Source organism: Streptomyces sp. LS-MS-L19, assembly GCF_058382285.1.
Genome location: NZ_JBYCLL010000001.1, coordinates 3576856 through 3592458 on the forward strand (window position 1 = coordinate 3576856; position 15603 = coordinate 3592458).

The 15603-nt window shown below is 71.5% G+C and carries 13 protein-coding genes; 7 read left to right on the forward strand and 6 right to left on the reverse strand.

Annotation, left to right across the window (positions count from 1 at the left end):
- Window positions 1-29: 29 nt before the first annotated feature.
- Window positions 30-1190, reverse strand: coding sequence for a serine/threonine-protein kinase (locus AC2XR2_RS15735; protein ID WP_491515362.1), 1161 nt, complete (start codon window positions 1188-1190; stop codon window positions 30-32).
- Entirely contained in the window at window positions 1187-2932 is a 1746-nt protein-coding gene (locus AC2XR2_RS15740; protein ID WP_491515363.1) for a hypothetical protein, read from the reverse strand. Before AC2XR2_RS15740 ends, AC2XR2_RS15735 begins: the two co-directional genes overlap by 4 nt.
- Window positions 2933-3047: 115 nt before the next feature.
- Here AC2XR2_RS15740 and AC2XR2_RS15745 point away from each other — a divergent pair, with 115 nt between their 5' ends.
- Complete coding sequence (locus AC2XR2_RS15745; RefSeq protein ID WP_491515364.1) at window positions 3048-4952, forward strand: P-loop ATPase, Sll1717 family; 1905 nt, start codon at window positions 3048-3050, stop codon at window positions 4950-4952.
- Window positions 4953-5060: 108 nt separating this feature from the next.
- Here AC2XR2_RS15745 and AC2XR2_RS15750 read toward each other — a convergent pair whose 3' ends face one another.
- The 3 genes from AC2XR2_RS15750 to AC2XR2_RS15760 all read right to left on the reverse strand — a co-directional run bounded on the left by AC2XR2_RS15750 (window position 5061) and on the right by AC2XR2_RS15760 (window position 8965).
- Window positions 5061-6788 (reverse strand): methyltransferase, encoded by a 1728-nt coding sequence (locus AC2XR2_RS15750; RefSeq protein WP_491515365.1) that lies wholly within the window; start codon window positions 6786-6788, stop codon window positions 5061-5063.
- A gap of 71 nt (window positions 6789-6859) precedes the next feature.
- On the reverse strand, window positions 6860-8038 hold the full coding sequence (locus AC2XR2_RS15755; protein ID WP_381298874.1) for a 4-hydroxybenzoate 3-monooxygenase: 1179 nt from the start codon (window positions 8036-8038) through the stop codon (window positions 6860-6862).
- Window positions 8039-8224: 186 nt separating this feature from the next.
- On the reverse strand, window positions 8225-8965 hold the full coding sequence (locus tag AC2XR2_RS15760) for a class I SAM-dependent methyltransferase (protein ID WP_491515366.1): 741 nt from the start codon (window positions 8963-8965) through the stop codon (window positions 8225-8227).
- Between the two features lie 99 nt (window positions 8966-9064).
- Here AC2XR2_RS15760 and AC2XR2_RS15765 point away from each other — a divergent pair, with 99 nt between their 5' ends.
- From AC2XR2_RS15765 to AC2XR2_RS15780, 4 genes are all read left to right on the forward strand, one after another.
- Entirely contained in the window at window positions 9065-9856 is a 792-nt protein-coding gene (locus tag AC2XR2_RS15765) for a DUF4253 domain-containing protein (protein WP_491515367.1), read from the forward strand.
- A gap of 93 nt (window positions 9857-9949) precedes the next feature.
- Window positions 9950-10552 (forward strand): dihydrofolate reductase family protein, encoded by a 603-nt coding sequence (locus tag AC2XR2_RS15770; RefSeq protein ID WP_491515368.1) that lies wholly within the window; start codon window positions 9950-9952, stop codon window positions 10550-10552.
- 114 nt (window positions 10553-10666) lie between these two features.
- Entirely contained in the window at window positions 10667-11608 is a 942-nt protein-coding gene (locus AC2XR2_RS15775) for a bifunctional helix-turn-helix transcriptional regulator/GNAT family N-acetyltransferase (protein ID WP_491515369.1), read from the forward strand.
- A 61-nt stretch (window positions 11609-11669) separates the two neighbouring features.
- Window positions 11670-12470 (forward strand): sugar phosphate isomerase/epimerase family protein, encoded by an 801-nt coding sequence (locus AC2XR2_RS15780; protein ID WP_381298870.1) that lies wholly within the window; start codon window positions 11670-11672, stop codon window positions 12468-12470.
- On the opposite strand, the gene AC2XR2_RS15785 is transcribed toward AC2XR2_RS15780, so the two are convergent.
- Window positions 12454-12648 (reverse strand): hypothetical protein, encoded by a 195-nt coding sequence (locus AC2XR2_RS15785; RefSeq protein WP_381298869.1) that lies wholly within the window; start codon window positions 12646-12648, stop codon window positions 12454-12456. The genes AC2XR2_RS15780 and AC2XR2_RS15785 overlap by 17 nt on opposite strands.
- Before the next feature lie 80 nt (window positions 12649-12728).
- On the opposite strand from AC2XR2_RS15785, the gene pdxR reads away from it, so the two are divergent.
- Window positions 12729-14138, forward strand: coding sequence for a MocR-like pyridoxine biosynthesis transcription factor PdxR (gene pdxR, locus AC2XR2_RS15790; RefSeq protein WP_491515370.1), 1410 nt, complete (start codon window positions 12729-12731; stop codon window positions 14136-14138).
- A 170-nt stretch (window positions 14139-14308) separates the two neighbouring features.
- Complete coding sequence (locus AC2XR2_RS15795; protein ID WP_381298867.1) at window positions 14309-15565, forward strand: MFS transporter; 1257 nt, start codon at window positions 14309-14311, stop codon at window positions 15563-15565.
- The last annotated feature ends 38 nt before the right edge of the window (window positions 15566-15603 follow it).

A 15603-nucleotide genomic window follows, 5' to 3' on the forward strand; every position in this document is an offset into this window, starting at 1 on the left:
ACCGGCCGATCTCATCCATGACTGTCCGGTCAGGAGGGCGACGCGATCCATCGGGCCATGGCGTCGAATGCGTCGAAGGCCCGGGGATCACTCGGGCCGAAGTAGCGCTTGCAGTCTTCACCGAGACTCTCGAAGCGGTCCGCCGCGCCACGGGAATCCCCGGATTGGCCCGTCAACTCCGCGAGTTCGAAGCGCGCTGCGACGACGGCAGGATGGCTCTCCGCATGCTGCACCCGCAACACACGGATACGCCTCTCCAGGTCCTGGATCCGCTCGACATAGTCCGTGTTCACATGGAACGCGTCGGCCGGCACAAGCGATCCGGAGCCATCGGCACCGCCATCGGGCGTGTGCTCGACCTGTCGGATGCGGCGGATCACGGCGCGCGCGTGCTGCGGCCTCTGCTCGGGTTTCTTGGCCAACAGGTGCATGACGAGTTCGCTCAATTTTTCCGGGATACCCCGGCGCACATTGAGCGGCGGCACCGGCATATCGCGCAGGTGCATGAAGCCGACGGCCAGGGTGTCGCCGTCACGGCTGCTGAACGGCGGGTTCCCGGTCAACATCTCGTACATGACACAGCCCAGTGAATACAGGTCACTGAGGTGGTCGCCGGACTGTTTGTTCCAGCGTTCGGGGGCCGCGTACTGCCAGGTGGCCCCGGCACCGCGGGTCTCGGACATGTCCAGGAGGCGAGCCAGTCCGAAATCGACGATCTTCGCGTTCCCCCTCTCGTTGATCATGATGTTGGCGGGCTTGATGTCCCTGTGCACGACATCGACGTCACTCGCGTCCGCCAGCCCCTCGCAGATCTGCACGGACCAACGCACGGTCTGCTCCAGGGTCAGGGAGGCGCCCTGGCCCATGTACATGTCCAATGAGTTCCCGTCGACGTAGTCCATCACCAGGTACACGTGTCCACCGTCCTCCCCGCGGTCCCGGATAGCCACGACGTAGGGGCTGTCGATACGCGCCATCGACTGCCACTCCTTCTCGAACCGCGCGTGCATCTCGTCGGTCAGCGCGGGCCTGCGGCTGCGCTGCCGTATGCGGTACATGTCGAGGAGCTTGATCGCGACGGGCTTGTCCAGTGTCCGGTCCAGGGCGAGCCAGACATGGCCCATGCCGCCCTTGCCGAGACGACGGTCCAGGACATACCGGCCGTCTCCGAGGACGCGACCTCCGCTCACGACTCCACCTCCCGGGCCCGACCGGGGTGCCACTCGCCCAGCGCCTCCGCGCACCCCAATCCGTGCCGCCAGTCGACCAACAGGTCCTCCAGCTCTCCGGCGGCCTGCAGGAGCACGTACGACGCGTAGGCCCGCCGCTTCTCACCGGCGGTGCGTCGGCTGTGCTTGCGAAACGGTACGTGTGCCACTCCACCGAGCGCCGCGGTGCAGGACAGCACTGCCAGCACCATGAGCAGCAAGGAGGTGCTTTCACCGGCCCACCACACGTTGGCGGCGAAGCACCCCACGGCAAGCATCACGGAGGCCACGGTGAGCGTCCAGGCCGGCACGATCGAGTCGACCTGCTCACGGGTCCGTTCCTCCACATGCCCGGCAAGTTCGCGCGCCGCCCGGGTCGCGTCGAACGACAGGGACGGATCGGTGGGGTACTCACACGACCAGTCCTCGAACGAGAGGACCACCACCGGAGGCATCAGCGAGCGGGATGTCCGTGCCATGGACAGGGTCGACGCGCGCACGCTCTCCCAGACGCAGTCCAGTGCCAGTCCCCGGGCCGACGCGCCGAGTTGGAGTAGTTCGGGTTGGAACACGGCGCGCTCCAGCAGTGTGACGAAGTCGAGCCGCTCTGTCTCCTGCGCGGACTCGTCGATCGCCGCCGTGGCAGCTTTGAGGTCTCCTTGATGTTTGATCAGCGCGCGCAACCGTGCCATGCGCTCCTGGAGTTCAGCTTCGTCCGGTTCAAGATGGTCGATCAGATGATCGAGTGCGCTGTCCGCGTAGCGCCCTAAGCGGGTGGGAGAGTCGTCGACCGTCGGGAAGCTTTCCAGATAGGCCAATGTGCCCTGGAGTGCGGTGGCGGTCTGCCAGCCACTCTGCAGCGCAGGCCACTCCACCCCTGTCAGCTCCCGCAGCGCGGCGAAGCGGTTATCGGAAGCGTCCCGGCCGAACTCCATCAGGCGCCCCGCCCACGGAGCCAGGTACGGACTCGCAGACAGCCCGGGAGGGGACTGGAACGCGGAGCCGTCCTCGCGGAACCAGCGTGCCATGGCCTCACGGGCATACGTGTAGGCGTCGTATCCGAGTTCCGCATTAGCTATGGCCTCGAGCACCACCCCGAACTCAGGGCCGAGGTCGTCGTGGTCGATCGAGTTGAGGTAGCGGTCCATCCAGCCCGCCGCTTCGCTCAGTTGCCCCAGACGCGAACAGGTCAGGGCGAAGAACAGTTTGGCCTTGGCGGAATCGAGCCACACCGCGTGCGCCGTCGCCCGGGAGGCCCGTGCCGTTTCCCTGTTGTGCCGGGCCGCCACCGCCATGATCGCCGGAGCGAGCCAGTACGTCGGTTCGTCAAGGAACTGCTGCCTGACGCAGGCTTCGATGGTGTCCTGGTCGATCAGCCCGCCGGCCACCGCCTGTGCCGTCAGCGTGTGCGTGAGGCCACGCGCCAGGCTCCGGACCCGCTGGCGCTGAGCGAAGTCGGCCTTCCACTCGACGGTCAACTGTGTCAGCTCCGCCTGGGCGTTGGCCACGAGCTGGTCCCGGCCGTACCGCTCCACGAAGTCGTCCAGCACCTCGCTGCTCGCCGTCACCGTCTCTTTCACCTCGTGGACCGTGTAGCCCACGTCGGCCAGGGCCTGTGCCATCCCGTCGTGTCTCTCACGCAGCAGCTTCAACTCGACGTGCAGCGTGGTGATGTCCGTTCGCAGCGGTTCCAGTAACTCGTCGAAATCCTGCTCTTCGCTCATGGCACCCCCGATGCCCCAGGTCCGGCAGAAAGCCGTTCTCAAGACAGTTCACCATCAACCCCCCTACCCTTCCTGACAAGTTGGCAATTCATGCATCGCCAAGGGGGAGGGCGCCATGCAGCAGGGACCAAGTACAGTGAGCCATCTGTTCTTCGGCCGGGACGACGCGGAGCACGACCTGGCGGACGGCCTTCTGGGCGGGGTCTTCCTGCACACCTACGCCTATCGAGAGGCACTCTCCGGCCGCAAATCACTGATCATCGGCCGCAAGGGAGCCGGCAAGAGCGCGATCTGCCGGCATCTGGGAGACACCGACGGCCATCCCGGCACCGCGGTTCTGATCACACCGGACGACGCCGCCGGGGACGAGATCCGGCGGTTCGAACTCCAGGGGGTCTCAGGTGACACCGCCAAGTCCCTGATCTGGCGTTACGTCTTTGCCGTACACGCCGCACGGTACCTGTGCGAGCACGCGCGCACGGCGCACGGATGGCGAGCACGTTCCTCCGTGAAGGCCCTGCGCGACTTTCTGGAAGCGAACGACGAGACAAACGACGAGCGCCTCTACGACAGGCTTCGCCGCGGGGCCCGAGGCCTGCAGTCGGCGAACCTCTCGCTCAAGGCGTTCGGCTTCGAGGCAGGGCTCGGTCTGAACGGCGCCTCGGAGGGCGCCCGCGCGAGCAGACAGTTGGAGGTACTGGAGAACGGGGTGACAGCCGCCTTCGCTGACCTGGGATGCGCCGCGTCCCATCCGCCCCTGCTCCTGCTGGTCGACCAACTCGAACAGGTCTGGGCGATAGACCCCGACAGCCATGCCCTGGTCACCGGCCTGCTGCTGGCGAGCAAGCAGGTCACCGGCCAGTACGGTGGCGCCATCCGCTGCACCCTCTTCCTCCGGGCGGACATCTACGACACGCTCAACTTCGGTGATGCCGACAAGTTCCACAGCGACGAACTGCGCATTTCCTGGAGCCAGGACGAGCTGGCACGCCTTGCTCTCAGCAGGGCCGCTACCTCCATCAAGGCCCCATCACTCACTTCGGAGCAGTTGTGGGGGGAGGTGTTCCCACCCACGGTGTCCGGCGAGCCGACCGCTGACTACCTGTTCCGGCGCGCTCTTCCGCGCCCCAGGGACATGATCCAGTTCCTCAACGCGTGCCGGGATGCCGCCGACCAGCGCGGCGGTGAGCGCATCACCGAGGAGGACGTGCTCACCGCCACCGAACAGTTCTCCCGCTGGAAGCTCACCGACCTGGCGAGGGAGTACTCGGTGACGCATCCCTACCTCAGCCAGCTGTTCCTGCTGTTCGACAATCACGGCTACGTGACGATGCGCCAGGCACTCGAAGCACGGTTCGAGCCCCACCGTGAACGCCTGCAGCAGGAGTTCGCCGACTACGCCGACGGTCTCACCTCCCAGGGAGTGCTGGACGTCCTCTTCAACATCGGTTTCCTGGGGGTCAAAAGAGGCCACAAAGTCGTGTACTCCGACGGCTCCCAGACTCCGCCGCAGTCCGGTGAGGACGAGTTCCACGTCCACCCGTGCTTCCGGCCCGCGCTGGGGGGACTCGGTCCGGTCGACGTGACCGCCTACAGCCCGAACCGGATCGGCGGTGGCGTCGTCCAACTGCAGGTCGTGCAAGGGCGCGACGTCTCACTGGGTGTCAGCCGTGAGGCGCGGTTGCTGGACGATGTCACCCGGGCTTGTGAACGACTGATTCGCCAGCTGATGCGAGCCGGCCTGGAGGACGACAGACAAGAGTGGGTGCGAGCACAGATCGGTCATGTCCTCGCGCACACCTCGCAGGTCCGCGAGGAGCTCCGGGGCGGAGCCCCGGTCGACGTGACGCAACATGTCCTCAACGCTGCCGATTACTTCGGGCGACTGGCCGTACAGCTCAGGGAACAGGGCATGGGCGATGAACCGATCACCCGCCGCCTGGAGGACGAGGCCCGCGCGCTGATCCGGGCCGCGGGTGGCGCCTTCGGTGGCGGTGGCGGATCGGACTCCGCGCCCTGACCCGGCTCCGGTGGGGCATCGTGGGCGACCCGCCGAAACCGGTCCCGGAGTTCGCAAGGAGCCTTGTGGGGCGGACGGAGTGGCGATTCCGATGGGACTAGGTGGAGGTCAGCCCCTCTTGAATCGCAACAGCGCCCCCTGCAACGGCAGTTCATGGCACGAGGCGAACTCGAAGCCCGTCTCCTCCAGCAGCCGTCGGTAATGGTCCTCCGTGCGCTCGCGGCCGCCCACGTTGCACAGCATGTGCACGTCCCAGGCCACGGTGAGGGAGAGCCGGGTGTCCGTCGGCAGCAGGCGCTCGACGAGGAGGAGTTCGGCGCCGGGGGGCATGGCCCGGGCGCACTGGCGCAGGATCGTCCGGCAGCGGTCGTCGTCCCAGTCGTGCAGCACCCGGGACAGGACGTACAGGTCGCCGCCCTCGGGGATCCCGGACGTGAAGTCCCCCGTCACGAACCGGCAGCGGTCGGTCAGCCCCGCCGTCGCGAAGGCCTTCTCCGCGGCCTCGACGGCGTGCGGCCGCTCCAGCAGGACCCCGCGCAGGTGCGGGGCGGCGCGCAGGAGCCGGCCGAGGAGTTCTCCGTTGCCGCCGGCCACGTCCACCACCACCCGGTGGGCGGACAGGTCCACCAGCCCGGCCACGGGGGCGAACATCGGCGCGCTCGCCGCCATGGCCCGGTCGAAGAGGTCGGCGAGGTCGGGGTGGCGCGCGAAGTAGGGGAAGTGGTGCTCGCCGAAGACCTGTGCGAACGCCTCCTCGCCGGTGCGCACCGAGTGCCGCAGTTCTCCGAAGGACCGGTAGAACGGGCCGCCGTAGAGCAGCGCGAGCGGCTGGAAGGAGGCGTCGGCGCCGGTGCGCAACGGCCCGCCCAGCTCCGTGAGGTGGTACGAGCCGTCGGGGTCCGCCGCCACCAGGCCGAGACCGGCGAGGTAGCGCAGGAGCCGGCCGAGGCTGTCGGGGTGGCTGCCGGTCAGCTCGGCGAGGAGCGTGAGGCTCGCGCCGGGGTGGACCTCCAGGTGGTCGGCGAGCCGGAGTTCGGCGGTCACGGCGATCGCCTGGGTGGTCCAGGCCCCGGTCATCAGGTGCAGCAGACGGTCCCGGGGACCGGGGACGCGTGGCGCGTGCCGGGCCTGCGGGGCGTCTTCGCCGGACCGGGCCCGGTGCTCGGCCGTGCTGCGCAGGTGGGCGGCGAGGAGTTCGGGGTGGCGGCCGGGGACGTAGAGCTCGACGCGGTGCTCGCCGGTGCGGAAGTAGAGCACGGTGGAGTTCTCGTGCGGGTTGTGGCCACCGCTGTCGGCGTGCGCTCCGGCCCGGTCGAGCAGCAGGGCCGTCAGTCCGCGCAGGGTGACCGGACCGGGGGCGAGCACCTCGAACGCGATGTGCGCCTCGTGACCGGCCGCGCGTTCGGCCGCGGCCACGGGCGCCAGGTCCGAGCCGTCGGGAGCCTCCAGGACGAAGATCTCGATCTCGCCCCGCCCGCCCCGGCTGTCCGGCACCGACGCCCTGAGGATGCCGACCGGGAGACTGCCGGCCGGGCGGGCGTACCGCTGGGCGAGCCTGCCGCGGACGACCACGCTCGGGGTCGGCTCGCCCGCCTGCAGGCCCCGTGCGGAGAGCTCTTCGCGCAGGCCCGCGAGGGTGTGCGGGAAGACGAGAAGAGCGGTGTGGGCCAGCCGCAGCAGGCCGGCGAGTTCCTGCCGTTCCTCGGCGGTCAGGGCCGGGAACAGGGCGTCGAGGGCGCTTGCCGTGTCGTTTCGGCGCACGAACTCGGCGGCCTGCTCGATGCGGTCGAGGTCAGCCGGGGGGAGGCAGCGCTCCGTTGCCGACGCGAAGGGCATGGGTGTCCTCTGGATGTGGGTGCGGGGTGGGACCGGGAGAGGGAGTGCGGGTGGGGCGGGCGTGAAGTGCCCTATACGCCCACGTAGTTGTCCGCGAAGGAGTGCTGCTGGACGAGTGAGGTCCGCAGGCTCTCCAGGCGGGAGTCACGCAGGGCGCGCAGGAAGCGGGACTCCTCGTCGTCCCCGTGGGGGGCGTGCAGCAGGCCGATCATCCAGTGGGAGAACTCCTGGGCCCGCCAGATCCGCGGCAGACAGGTGGCCGAGTACCGGGCCAGCGGCTCCTCGTCCCCCTCGTGGACGGCGGCGGTGAAGGCCCGCGCCAGGGTCTCGGCCGCCATGACGGCGAGGTTGGCGCCCTTGGCCGCCGACGGGCTGATGAGGCCCGCCGCGTCGCCCGCGAGGAACAGCCGCCCGTACTGCATCGGGTCGAGCACGTCGGACTCCAGGTCGACGACGGCCCGCTCCAGGACGGGGCCCCGGCGCAACGGGCCGAATCGTTCCGCCCGCATGCGCAGGTCGAGTTCGTCCCAGATCGCCGTCTCGCTCCAGGACCCGGGGTCGGTGCCGGGCTCGCACTGGAGGTAGTAGCGGGTGACGGAGGGGGTGCGGGCCATGTGCCCGGCGAAGCCGCGCTCGTGCACCGCGTAGGTGACCGCGGGCAGGGAGGGGGGTGTCTCGACGAGCAGGGCGAGCCAGGACACACCGTGCCGCCGCCGGTACGACCGCACCTCGCCCGCGGGGACCTGCCGTCGGCACGTCCCCTGCCGGCCGTCGCAGCCCGCGAGGTACCGGCCCGTCAGGCGGTACGGCCCCTGCGGTCCGTCGGCCACCAGCCACGGCCGCTCGCCGTCCAGGCCGCCGACCTCGCGCACCGGCGTCCCGAACCGCAGGTCACCGCCGCGGCGCAGGAACTCGGCCACCAGGTCGGTCACCAGGTCCTGCTGCGGGTAGACGGTGTGGGCCTCGCCGCGGCCGAGACCGCCGTACCGGAGGGCGAACTCGCCGTGTTCGGTGCGGAAGACGCAGGTGTCGTGCGTCCGGCCGCGCGCCAGGAGGCCGGCGCCGAGGCCGTTGCCGACGAGGACGCGGACCGTGTCGGCCGCCAGGAAGCCCGCCCGCGCCCGCCGTTCGACGTGCTCGCGGCTGCTCCGCTCCACGATCAGACAGTCCACGCCGGCCGCCAGCAGCAGGTTGCCGAGCACCAGCCCGGCGGGTCCGGCACCGACGATCAGCACTGTCGCCCCACCCACGGAGGACCGTTTTTCCACCTTGCTCCCCACCTCTTCGATCATTCGGGAGAATTCAAGCAAGGTGGGGAGAACGGGTGGATACACGACATTGACCCGAACGGGCAGGCGGAACGCGTGATTGACGCGCCCGCCCGCTCTTGAGCTGGGGCGGTTCCGATTCCGCCCCCTTGCCGCGTAGCCGCCGATTCACCTGTTCGAGGGAAGTCGGCGGTCGTGAGCCAAGGCCGCCGGGGCGGCGGAGGTCGTACGCGGAGTTGCGGGGCGGGGTTTCACCGCCGTGAATCCGAACAGGTTGGGGATCCCGCCGGATCCGGTCTCGGTGGTCCGCTCCAGCCGTAGGCCCGCCGCGAGCGTGGCGTTGAGCAGGTCGGCCAGCGGGACGTGCCAGGCGCCGACGCGGGCGCGCACTCCGGCGGGGTTCCACGAGTCGAGGGTGCGGGAGCGGTCGGCGTACCTCTCGTCCACCACGATCCTCGTCCCCTCGCTCCAGTCGGCGAACGCCCCGATGAAGCAGGGATGGACGCCGAGGTGCACGAACCGGCCGCCCGGGGTCAGCACGCGGGCGATCTCCCGGAGCACGGCGGCGTAGTCGGGCACGTCGGTGCTCGCCAGCACGCAGATCGCGGCGGGGACGGAGTCGTCGGCCAGCGGGAGGGCTGTCGCGTCCCCTTGCGCGACCGGCAACCTTCCCGCCGCGTGACGGAGTTGGCCGTGCGAGAGGTCGATGCCGACCGGTGTCCAGCCGAGTGCCGCCGCCGGGGCCGCGTGGGCTCCGGTGCCACAGCAGACGTCCAGGCAGAGCCCCTCGCCCGGGCCCAGCAGTTCCCTCAGCATCGTGTGCAGCCGGTCGATGAACTCACCGCCGGAGGAGGGCGACATGTAGGCGTTGTACCAGTCCGCGTGGTCGTCGTACGTCGCTGTCGTCATGCCGTGATGCTAGGAACCGGCATCCCCGGCACAGGCTGCCGTTCGCTCTCGGCTCACCGCTCGGGGACCGCTGTCAGTGGTCGCCCCTATCGTCCTCCCATGGTCTTTTCGTTGCCCGCGGGGCTGCCACCGGGACGGTTCGAGCGACGGGGTCCGGTGGAGGTCTGGATCTCCGAGGAACTGCCGGACGGCATAGCGGAGTTGTGGGCGGATCTGCTGAGGCGGGCCCCCGCGACCGGGCTGCACCCACACCTGTGCTGGCCCAACGACCCCGCGCGGCCCAGGGATCCGGCCGCCGCCGACGCCGTACGACTCGACGAGGTGCTCGCGGCCGACTTCGCGGAGTACCGACGGCAGCGGCTGCCGTCCTGGTCCGACCCCTCCTCCGCGGAGCCCTCGGACGAGACCCCGGAGGACGTCGAGCCCTGGCCGCACGATCCGGGGCCGCCGTTCGAGAGCTGGCCGGGGCTCGCGCCCGCCGGGCCGGACACCGGTACCGGTCCGGGCGCCGAGGAGGCCGCGGGCCGTACCGTCGCCCGTCTGCTGCGCAGCGAGCCGTACGCGGCCTCCCTCAGCCTCGTCCTCGTCCCGGCCCGCAGCTCCGCCGACGTCCCCGCGGTGATGGGCTGGCAGGACGGCCCGTTGCCGCTGATGGGAGCCCTGCTGCGGAGCTGGGAGGACCGGTTCGGGGCCCGGGTCGTGGCCGCGTTCAACGGTGACCTGCACGTGTCCGTCGCCCGCCCGCCCCTCGACCCGGCGCACGCCGAGCGGCTCGCCCTGGAGCATGTGCTGTCCACCGCGGACAACATCGTGGACGACCCGCCGACCCCCTTCCCGGAGTACGCGCGAGGACTCGCCGGGCGGACTGACTGGCGGTTCTGGTGGGACTGACCCGGCGGACGCCGTACGCTCCCCGCACCGATGAGTTCCGTGCCCCGCCCCGGTCTGAGAAGCCGTAACCAACCAGGAACTGGAGTGAGTCCCATGCGCATCGTGGTCAGTGAGTTCATCAGTCTCGACGGGGTCGTGCAGGCGCCCGGCGGTCCTCAGGAGGACACCGACGGCGGGTTCGCGCATGGCGGCTGGTCGCACCCGTACTTCGACGAGGAGGTGCTCGGTCCCGCGTTCAGCGAGGGGATGGAGCGGGCCGAGGCGCTGCTGTACGGGCGGCGGACGTATCTGACGATGGCGGGGGCGTGGCCCGAGCGGGCCGGGGACCCCTTCGCCGACCGGCTGAACTCCCTCAAGAAGTACGTCGTCACCGACACCCTCGGCGATGACGAGCTGACCTGGAACAACACCGAGCGCATCCCGGGCTCCGAGGCCGTCGCGCGGATCCGCGCCCTGCGGGAGACCGAGGGGGGCGAGCTGGCGATGATGGGCAGCCCCACCCTCGTGCGCACCCTCATCAGCGAGGGGCTCGTCTACGAGCTCCAGCTCATCGTGATGCCGGTGCTGCTCGGCGGCGGCAAGTCCATCTTCCCGGAGGACGGGGGCAAGCGGCCGTTCGAGCTGGTGTCCACGGTCGCCGGGAAGACCGGTGTGCAGCTGTGCGTGTACCGGCCCGCGCCGGAGGCCGGGGCCTAGGCGGCGGCCGCTGCCCGCTCGGGCGCGGGGGGGGGTAGCCGTGGGCGGCGCGGACGTCCTACGCTCGGTTCAGCGACATCTCTGACTGAGTCAAACATCCGGGGGTCGACCGACATGACCGTCCAGGACATCCGCGCCTTCAACCGCTTCTACACGAACGTCATCGGCGCCCTCGACTACAGCCGCCAGCTGTACGCCCCGTACACCCTCACCGAGTCCCGCGTCCTGTACGAGCTCGCGCACTCGCCGCGTACCGACGCGGCCGACCTGCGCGGGGAACTCTCGCTGGACGCGGGGTACTTGAGCCGGATCCTCAACAAGTTCGAGCGCGCCGGGCTGATCGAGCGGACGGCTTCCCGGAAGGACCCACGCCGGGTGCGGGTCACGCTCACCCCGCGGGGCCGGGAGACCGCCGCGCTGCTCGCCGAACGGGCCGACGAATCCGTGGGCGCGCTTCTCGCGACCGTGCCGGCCGCCGAGCGGCCCCGGCTCTCCGAGGCCATGCACACCGTCCGCACCCTGCTGTCCGACGGCCGCCCCCCGCGCCGGGAGGACGTCCTGCTGCGCGAGCCCCGCCCGGGTGACCTCGGCTGGATGGTGGCCCGCAACGCGGCCCTGTACGCAGCCGAGTACGGGTTCAACGCCGACTACGAGGGCCTGGTCGCCAGGATCGTCGCCGACTTCGCGGAGGACCACGACCCGCATCTGGAGCGGGTCTGGATCGCCGAGTTGGACGGGCGGCCGGTGGGGTGCGTGATGTGCGTACGGGACGAGGCGCCCGCGACCGCCCGGCTGCGGCTGCTCCTCGTGGAGCCGGACGCGCGCGGGCTGGGCATCGGGGACCGGCTGGTGTCGGCCGTGGTCGACTTCGCGCGCGGGGTCGGCTACCGGGACCTGGTCCTGTGGACCAACGACGTCCTCACCTCCGCCCGCCGCCTCTACCGGCGCCACGGCTTCGTCCTGACCGCCGAGAAACCCCACCGCTCCTTCGGCCAGGACCTGAACGGCCAGGACTGGCACCTGGATCTGACGGAACCGACCGGCGCGGGTGGGTGAGGGCGCGGGGCGGGGCGGGTGGGCTGGACCTTGGGCTCTTCGGAGGGTGAGAGTAGGGGGCATGAAACTGGCGTTCTCCACTCTCGGTGTCCCCGGCCTCCCCCTCGCCGACGTGCTGCGGCTCGCGACCACGTACGGCTATCACGGCGTAGAACTGCGCGCGCACCCGGAGGAGCCGGTGCACCCCGGTATCGGGCTCGCCGAACGGGCCGACGCGGTGGCCGAGTTCAAGGCGGCGGGGGTCGAGGTGCTGGGGCTCGCCGGGTACGCGCGCGTGGCCGCGCCCGGGGACGACGAGCCCGTGGTCGAGGAGATCCACCGCCTCCTCGACCTCGCCCGCGACCTCGGCGCCGGCTTCGTGCGGGTCTTCCCCGGCGCCGCCTCCGACCAGTCCCCCGAGGACGCCGACGCCACGGCCGCCCGGCGCCTCGGTACGGCCGCGGAGTACGCCGGCGACCTGGGCGTACGCATCCTCCTCGAGACCCATGACTCGCACCGCACCGGCGCCGACGCGATCCGGATCCTCGGGCCCGTCGGCCACCGCCAGGTCGGCTCGCTCTGGGACGTCATGCACACCTGGCTCGGCGGCGAACAGCCCTCCGAGACCTACGCGGCCCTCGCCCCGCACCTCGGATACGTCCAGGTCAAGGACATCGCCTCGGCCGAGGACACCACCCCGGTCGCGCTCGGCGCCGGCGTCCTGCCGCTCGCCGAGTGCGTGGAGATCCTCTCCCGGCACGGCTGGGACGGCTGGCTGTGCTGGGAGTACGAGAAGCGCTGGTACGAAAAGGCGGCCCCGCTGGAGGAGCTGCTGGGCGCGGGCCGCGAGCACCTGGCCCGCCTCCTCAACGACGCCGCGTAGCCGGACCGAGGCGGGACCTGAGCCGGCGCCACATCCGCCCCCGCGCACCGCAGTCGTCCGTCACGACCGGTGCGTCGGGCAGCGCGGACAGGGCGCCGGCTTTCGCGTGCCATTCGGTGAACACCCCGCTGAGCATCGGGTGGGGCTCGGTCGGCAGCGCACTCCTCGTTGAAGCCATCACGTTCTCCTCCGCGTCCTCGTGACCTCCGTACGCCTTCGACGGTAGGAAGAATCGGCTCGCTGCTACCGTCCAACCGCATGCGGGTTTCACAGACCAATCTCGCCGGGGATCTCCTGCTCGACCTGGACCGGCCGGGCGGCGGGCCGCTGCACGAGCGGGTGAAACGGGCCCTGCGTGCGGCGATCCGCAGCCGGCGGGTCGAGGTCGGCACCGCCCTGCCGCCCAGCCGGCAGCTCGCCGCCGACCTCGGCTGTTCGCGCTGGGCGGTGACGGAGGCGTACGGCCAGCTGGTGGCCGAGGGCTACCTGGAGGCGCGCAGCGGCTCGGCGACCCGGGTGCGCTGGGCGGGTGACGGGGACGCCGGCTCCGGGCGCCCCGCGGCCCGCCGGGACCCGGTGGCCCGCTTCGACCTCGCTCCGGGGCTGCCGGACCTGCGGGCGTTCCCGCGCCGCCGGTGGGCCGAGGCGCTGCGGGCCCAGGTGACGACCACGGCGTTCACCGAGTTCGGTTATCCACCGCCCGGCGGACACCCCCGGCTCAGGCGGCTGCTCGCCGAGTACCTGGGGCGCTCCCGCGGGGTCTCCACGACCGCGCGGGACGTGACGGTGTGCCTGAGCGTGACCGACGCGGTCCGGCGGATCTGCCACGCCCTGCGCGCCGACGGCATCACCGCCGTCGGCTGCGAGGAGCCGGGCTGGACGCGGCTGCGGGAGGTGATCCGGGCGGCGGGTCTCGAGCCGGTGCCGGTCCGCGCGGACGGCGGCGGTCTGCGCACCGACGACCTCGCCGGACACGGCGGCCTGCGGGCGGTGCTGACGGCTCCGGCGCACCAGTTCCCGCTGGGGACGGTGCTCGTGCCCGAGCGGCGGGCCGCCCTGCTCGACTGGGCCCGGCGGGTGGACGGGGTCGTGCTGGAGGACGACTACGACGCGGAGTTCCGCTACGACCGGCGGCCGGTAGCCGCCCTGCAAGGCATGGACCCCTCCCGGGTGATCCTGCTGAAGTCCCTGAGCAAGACGCTCTCCCCGGCGCTCGGTATCGGGTGGATCGTGGCGCCCTCGCGGTGGACCGACGTCCTGCACCGGACCGACCTGACGGCGTCCCAGCCCCCGGTCCTCGACCAGCTCGCCTTCGCCGCGCTGCTGGAGTCGGGCGGCTACGACCGCCATCTGCGGGCCTGCCGCAAGCGCTACCGCGACCGGCGCGACGCCCTGGTCCGGGCCCTCGCCGAACGGCTGCCCGGGGCCCCGGTCTCCGGGGTCGCGGCCGGGCTGCACCTCCTGCTGCGGCTGCCCGCGGACACCGACACCGCCGCCGTGGTGACGGCCGCGGCGGCCCGCTCCCTGCGCGTCGCCGACCTCGCCGCGTACCACGCCACCCCCGACCACACCGCCCACGGCCTGGTCCTCGGCTACGGCAACCTCGCCGACGGCACGGTCCCGGAGGCGGTACGGCTGCTCGGGGAGGCGATCGGGGCGGGCGGGTGAGGTCGAGGGCCTGGAGGGGGCGGGTGGTGGAGGCGGGACGGGGGCGGTCGGCCGGCTGACGAGTCGGGTCGGGTCGGACCCGGGTCCGACGGTAATTCGGTGGCCGGGGCGGCGGTCTCCCGATACCGTCCCGGGGTGCCTCAGCCCGTTCCTCCCCCGCCCCCGCTGTCATGAGTCTCAGCCGTACGTTCCTCGATGTACGGCCCCTGCGCACCTCACCGGTCTTCCGGCGGCTGCTGTTCGGGCGCACGGTCTCCACGCTCGGGACCTTCATGACCATGGTCACCGTCATGTACCAGGTCTGGGACATGACCCACAGCGCGGTCTGGAGCGGCGCGGTCGGCATCGCGCAGGCGGTGCCGATGGTCGGGGTGAGCCTGTTCGCCGGAGCCTTGGTCGACCGGGCCGACCGGCGCCGGGTGTATCTCACGGGCACCGTCGGCTCCGCGGTCTGCTCCCTGCTGCTGGCCGTGCAGGGCTTCGCCGGGCACGCGCCGGTGGTGGTCGTCCTGCTGCTGGTCGCCGTACAGACGTCGTTCGCCGCGCTCGGCGCGCCCGCCGCGGGCGTGTTCGTGCCGCGGCTGCTGCCGAAGGACCAGGTGGCCGCCGGTCTCGCCCTGCAACAGGTCACCGGTCAGGCGATGATGCTGGTCGGCCCGGCCGTCGCCGGGGTGGTGCTCGGCTGGTGGGGCATCGGCGTCTGCTACCTCCTGGACACCCTGAGCTTCACCATGTCCTTCTACGGCGCCTATGGGCTCCCCGCCCTGCCGCCCGAGGGCGAGAAGTCCCGGCCGGGGGTGCACGGCGTCCTGGACGGGCTGCGCTTCCTGACCGGCCACCGGGTGGTGCGCGGTGCGCTCCTGACCGATCTGGCGGCCACCCTCCTGTCCATGCCGACGAGCCTGTTCCCGCTGGTCAACGACGAACGCTTCGGCGGCGACCCGCGCACGCTCGGCCTGTTCCTGTCCGCGCTCGCGGTGGGCGGGGTCGCCGCGACGGTCTTCTCCGGCCCGGTCACCCGCCTGGCGCGCCCCGGCCCGGTGATGCTGTGCGCGTCGGCGACCTGGGGCGCGGCCCTGGCCGTGTTCGGGCTGACGACCAGCGCCTGGGCGGGCCTCGCCCTGCTGGCCGTGGCCGGCGCGGCGGACGCCCTCGCGGTCCTCTCCCGGACCACCCTCGTCCAGACCCGCACCCCCGACGCCCTGCTCGGACGCGTGACGGCCGCCGAGACGATCGTCGGCCAGGCGGGCCCCCACCTCGGCAACCTCCGCGCCGGCCTGGTCGCGGGCTGGACCTCGGGCGCGACCGCCCTGATCACGGGCGGTCTGCTGTGCGTGGCGGCAGTGGGTTTCGTCGGCGCGAGCACCCCGGAGCTGCGGGCCATCCCGACCACGGAAGAGAGCCAACCGGCCGGCGACGAGGCGTGAGCGGTGCCTTCGAGTCCAGGCAACACTCAGTACGGCGG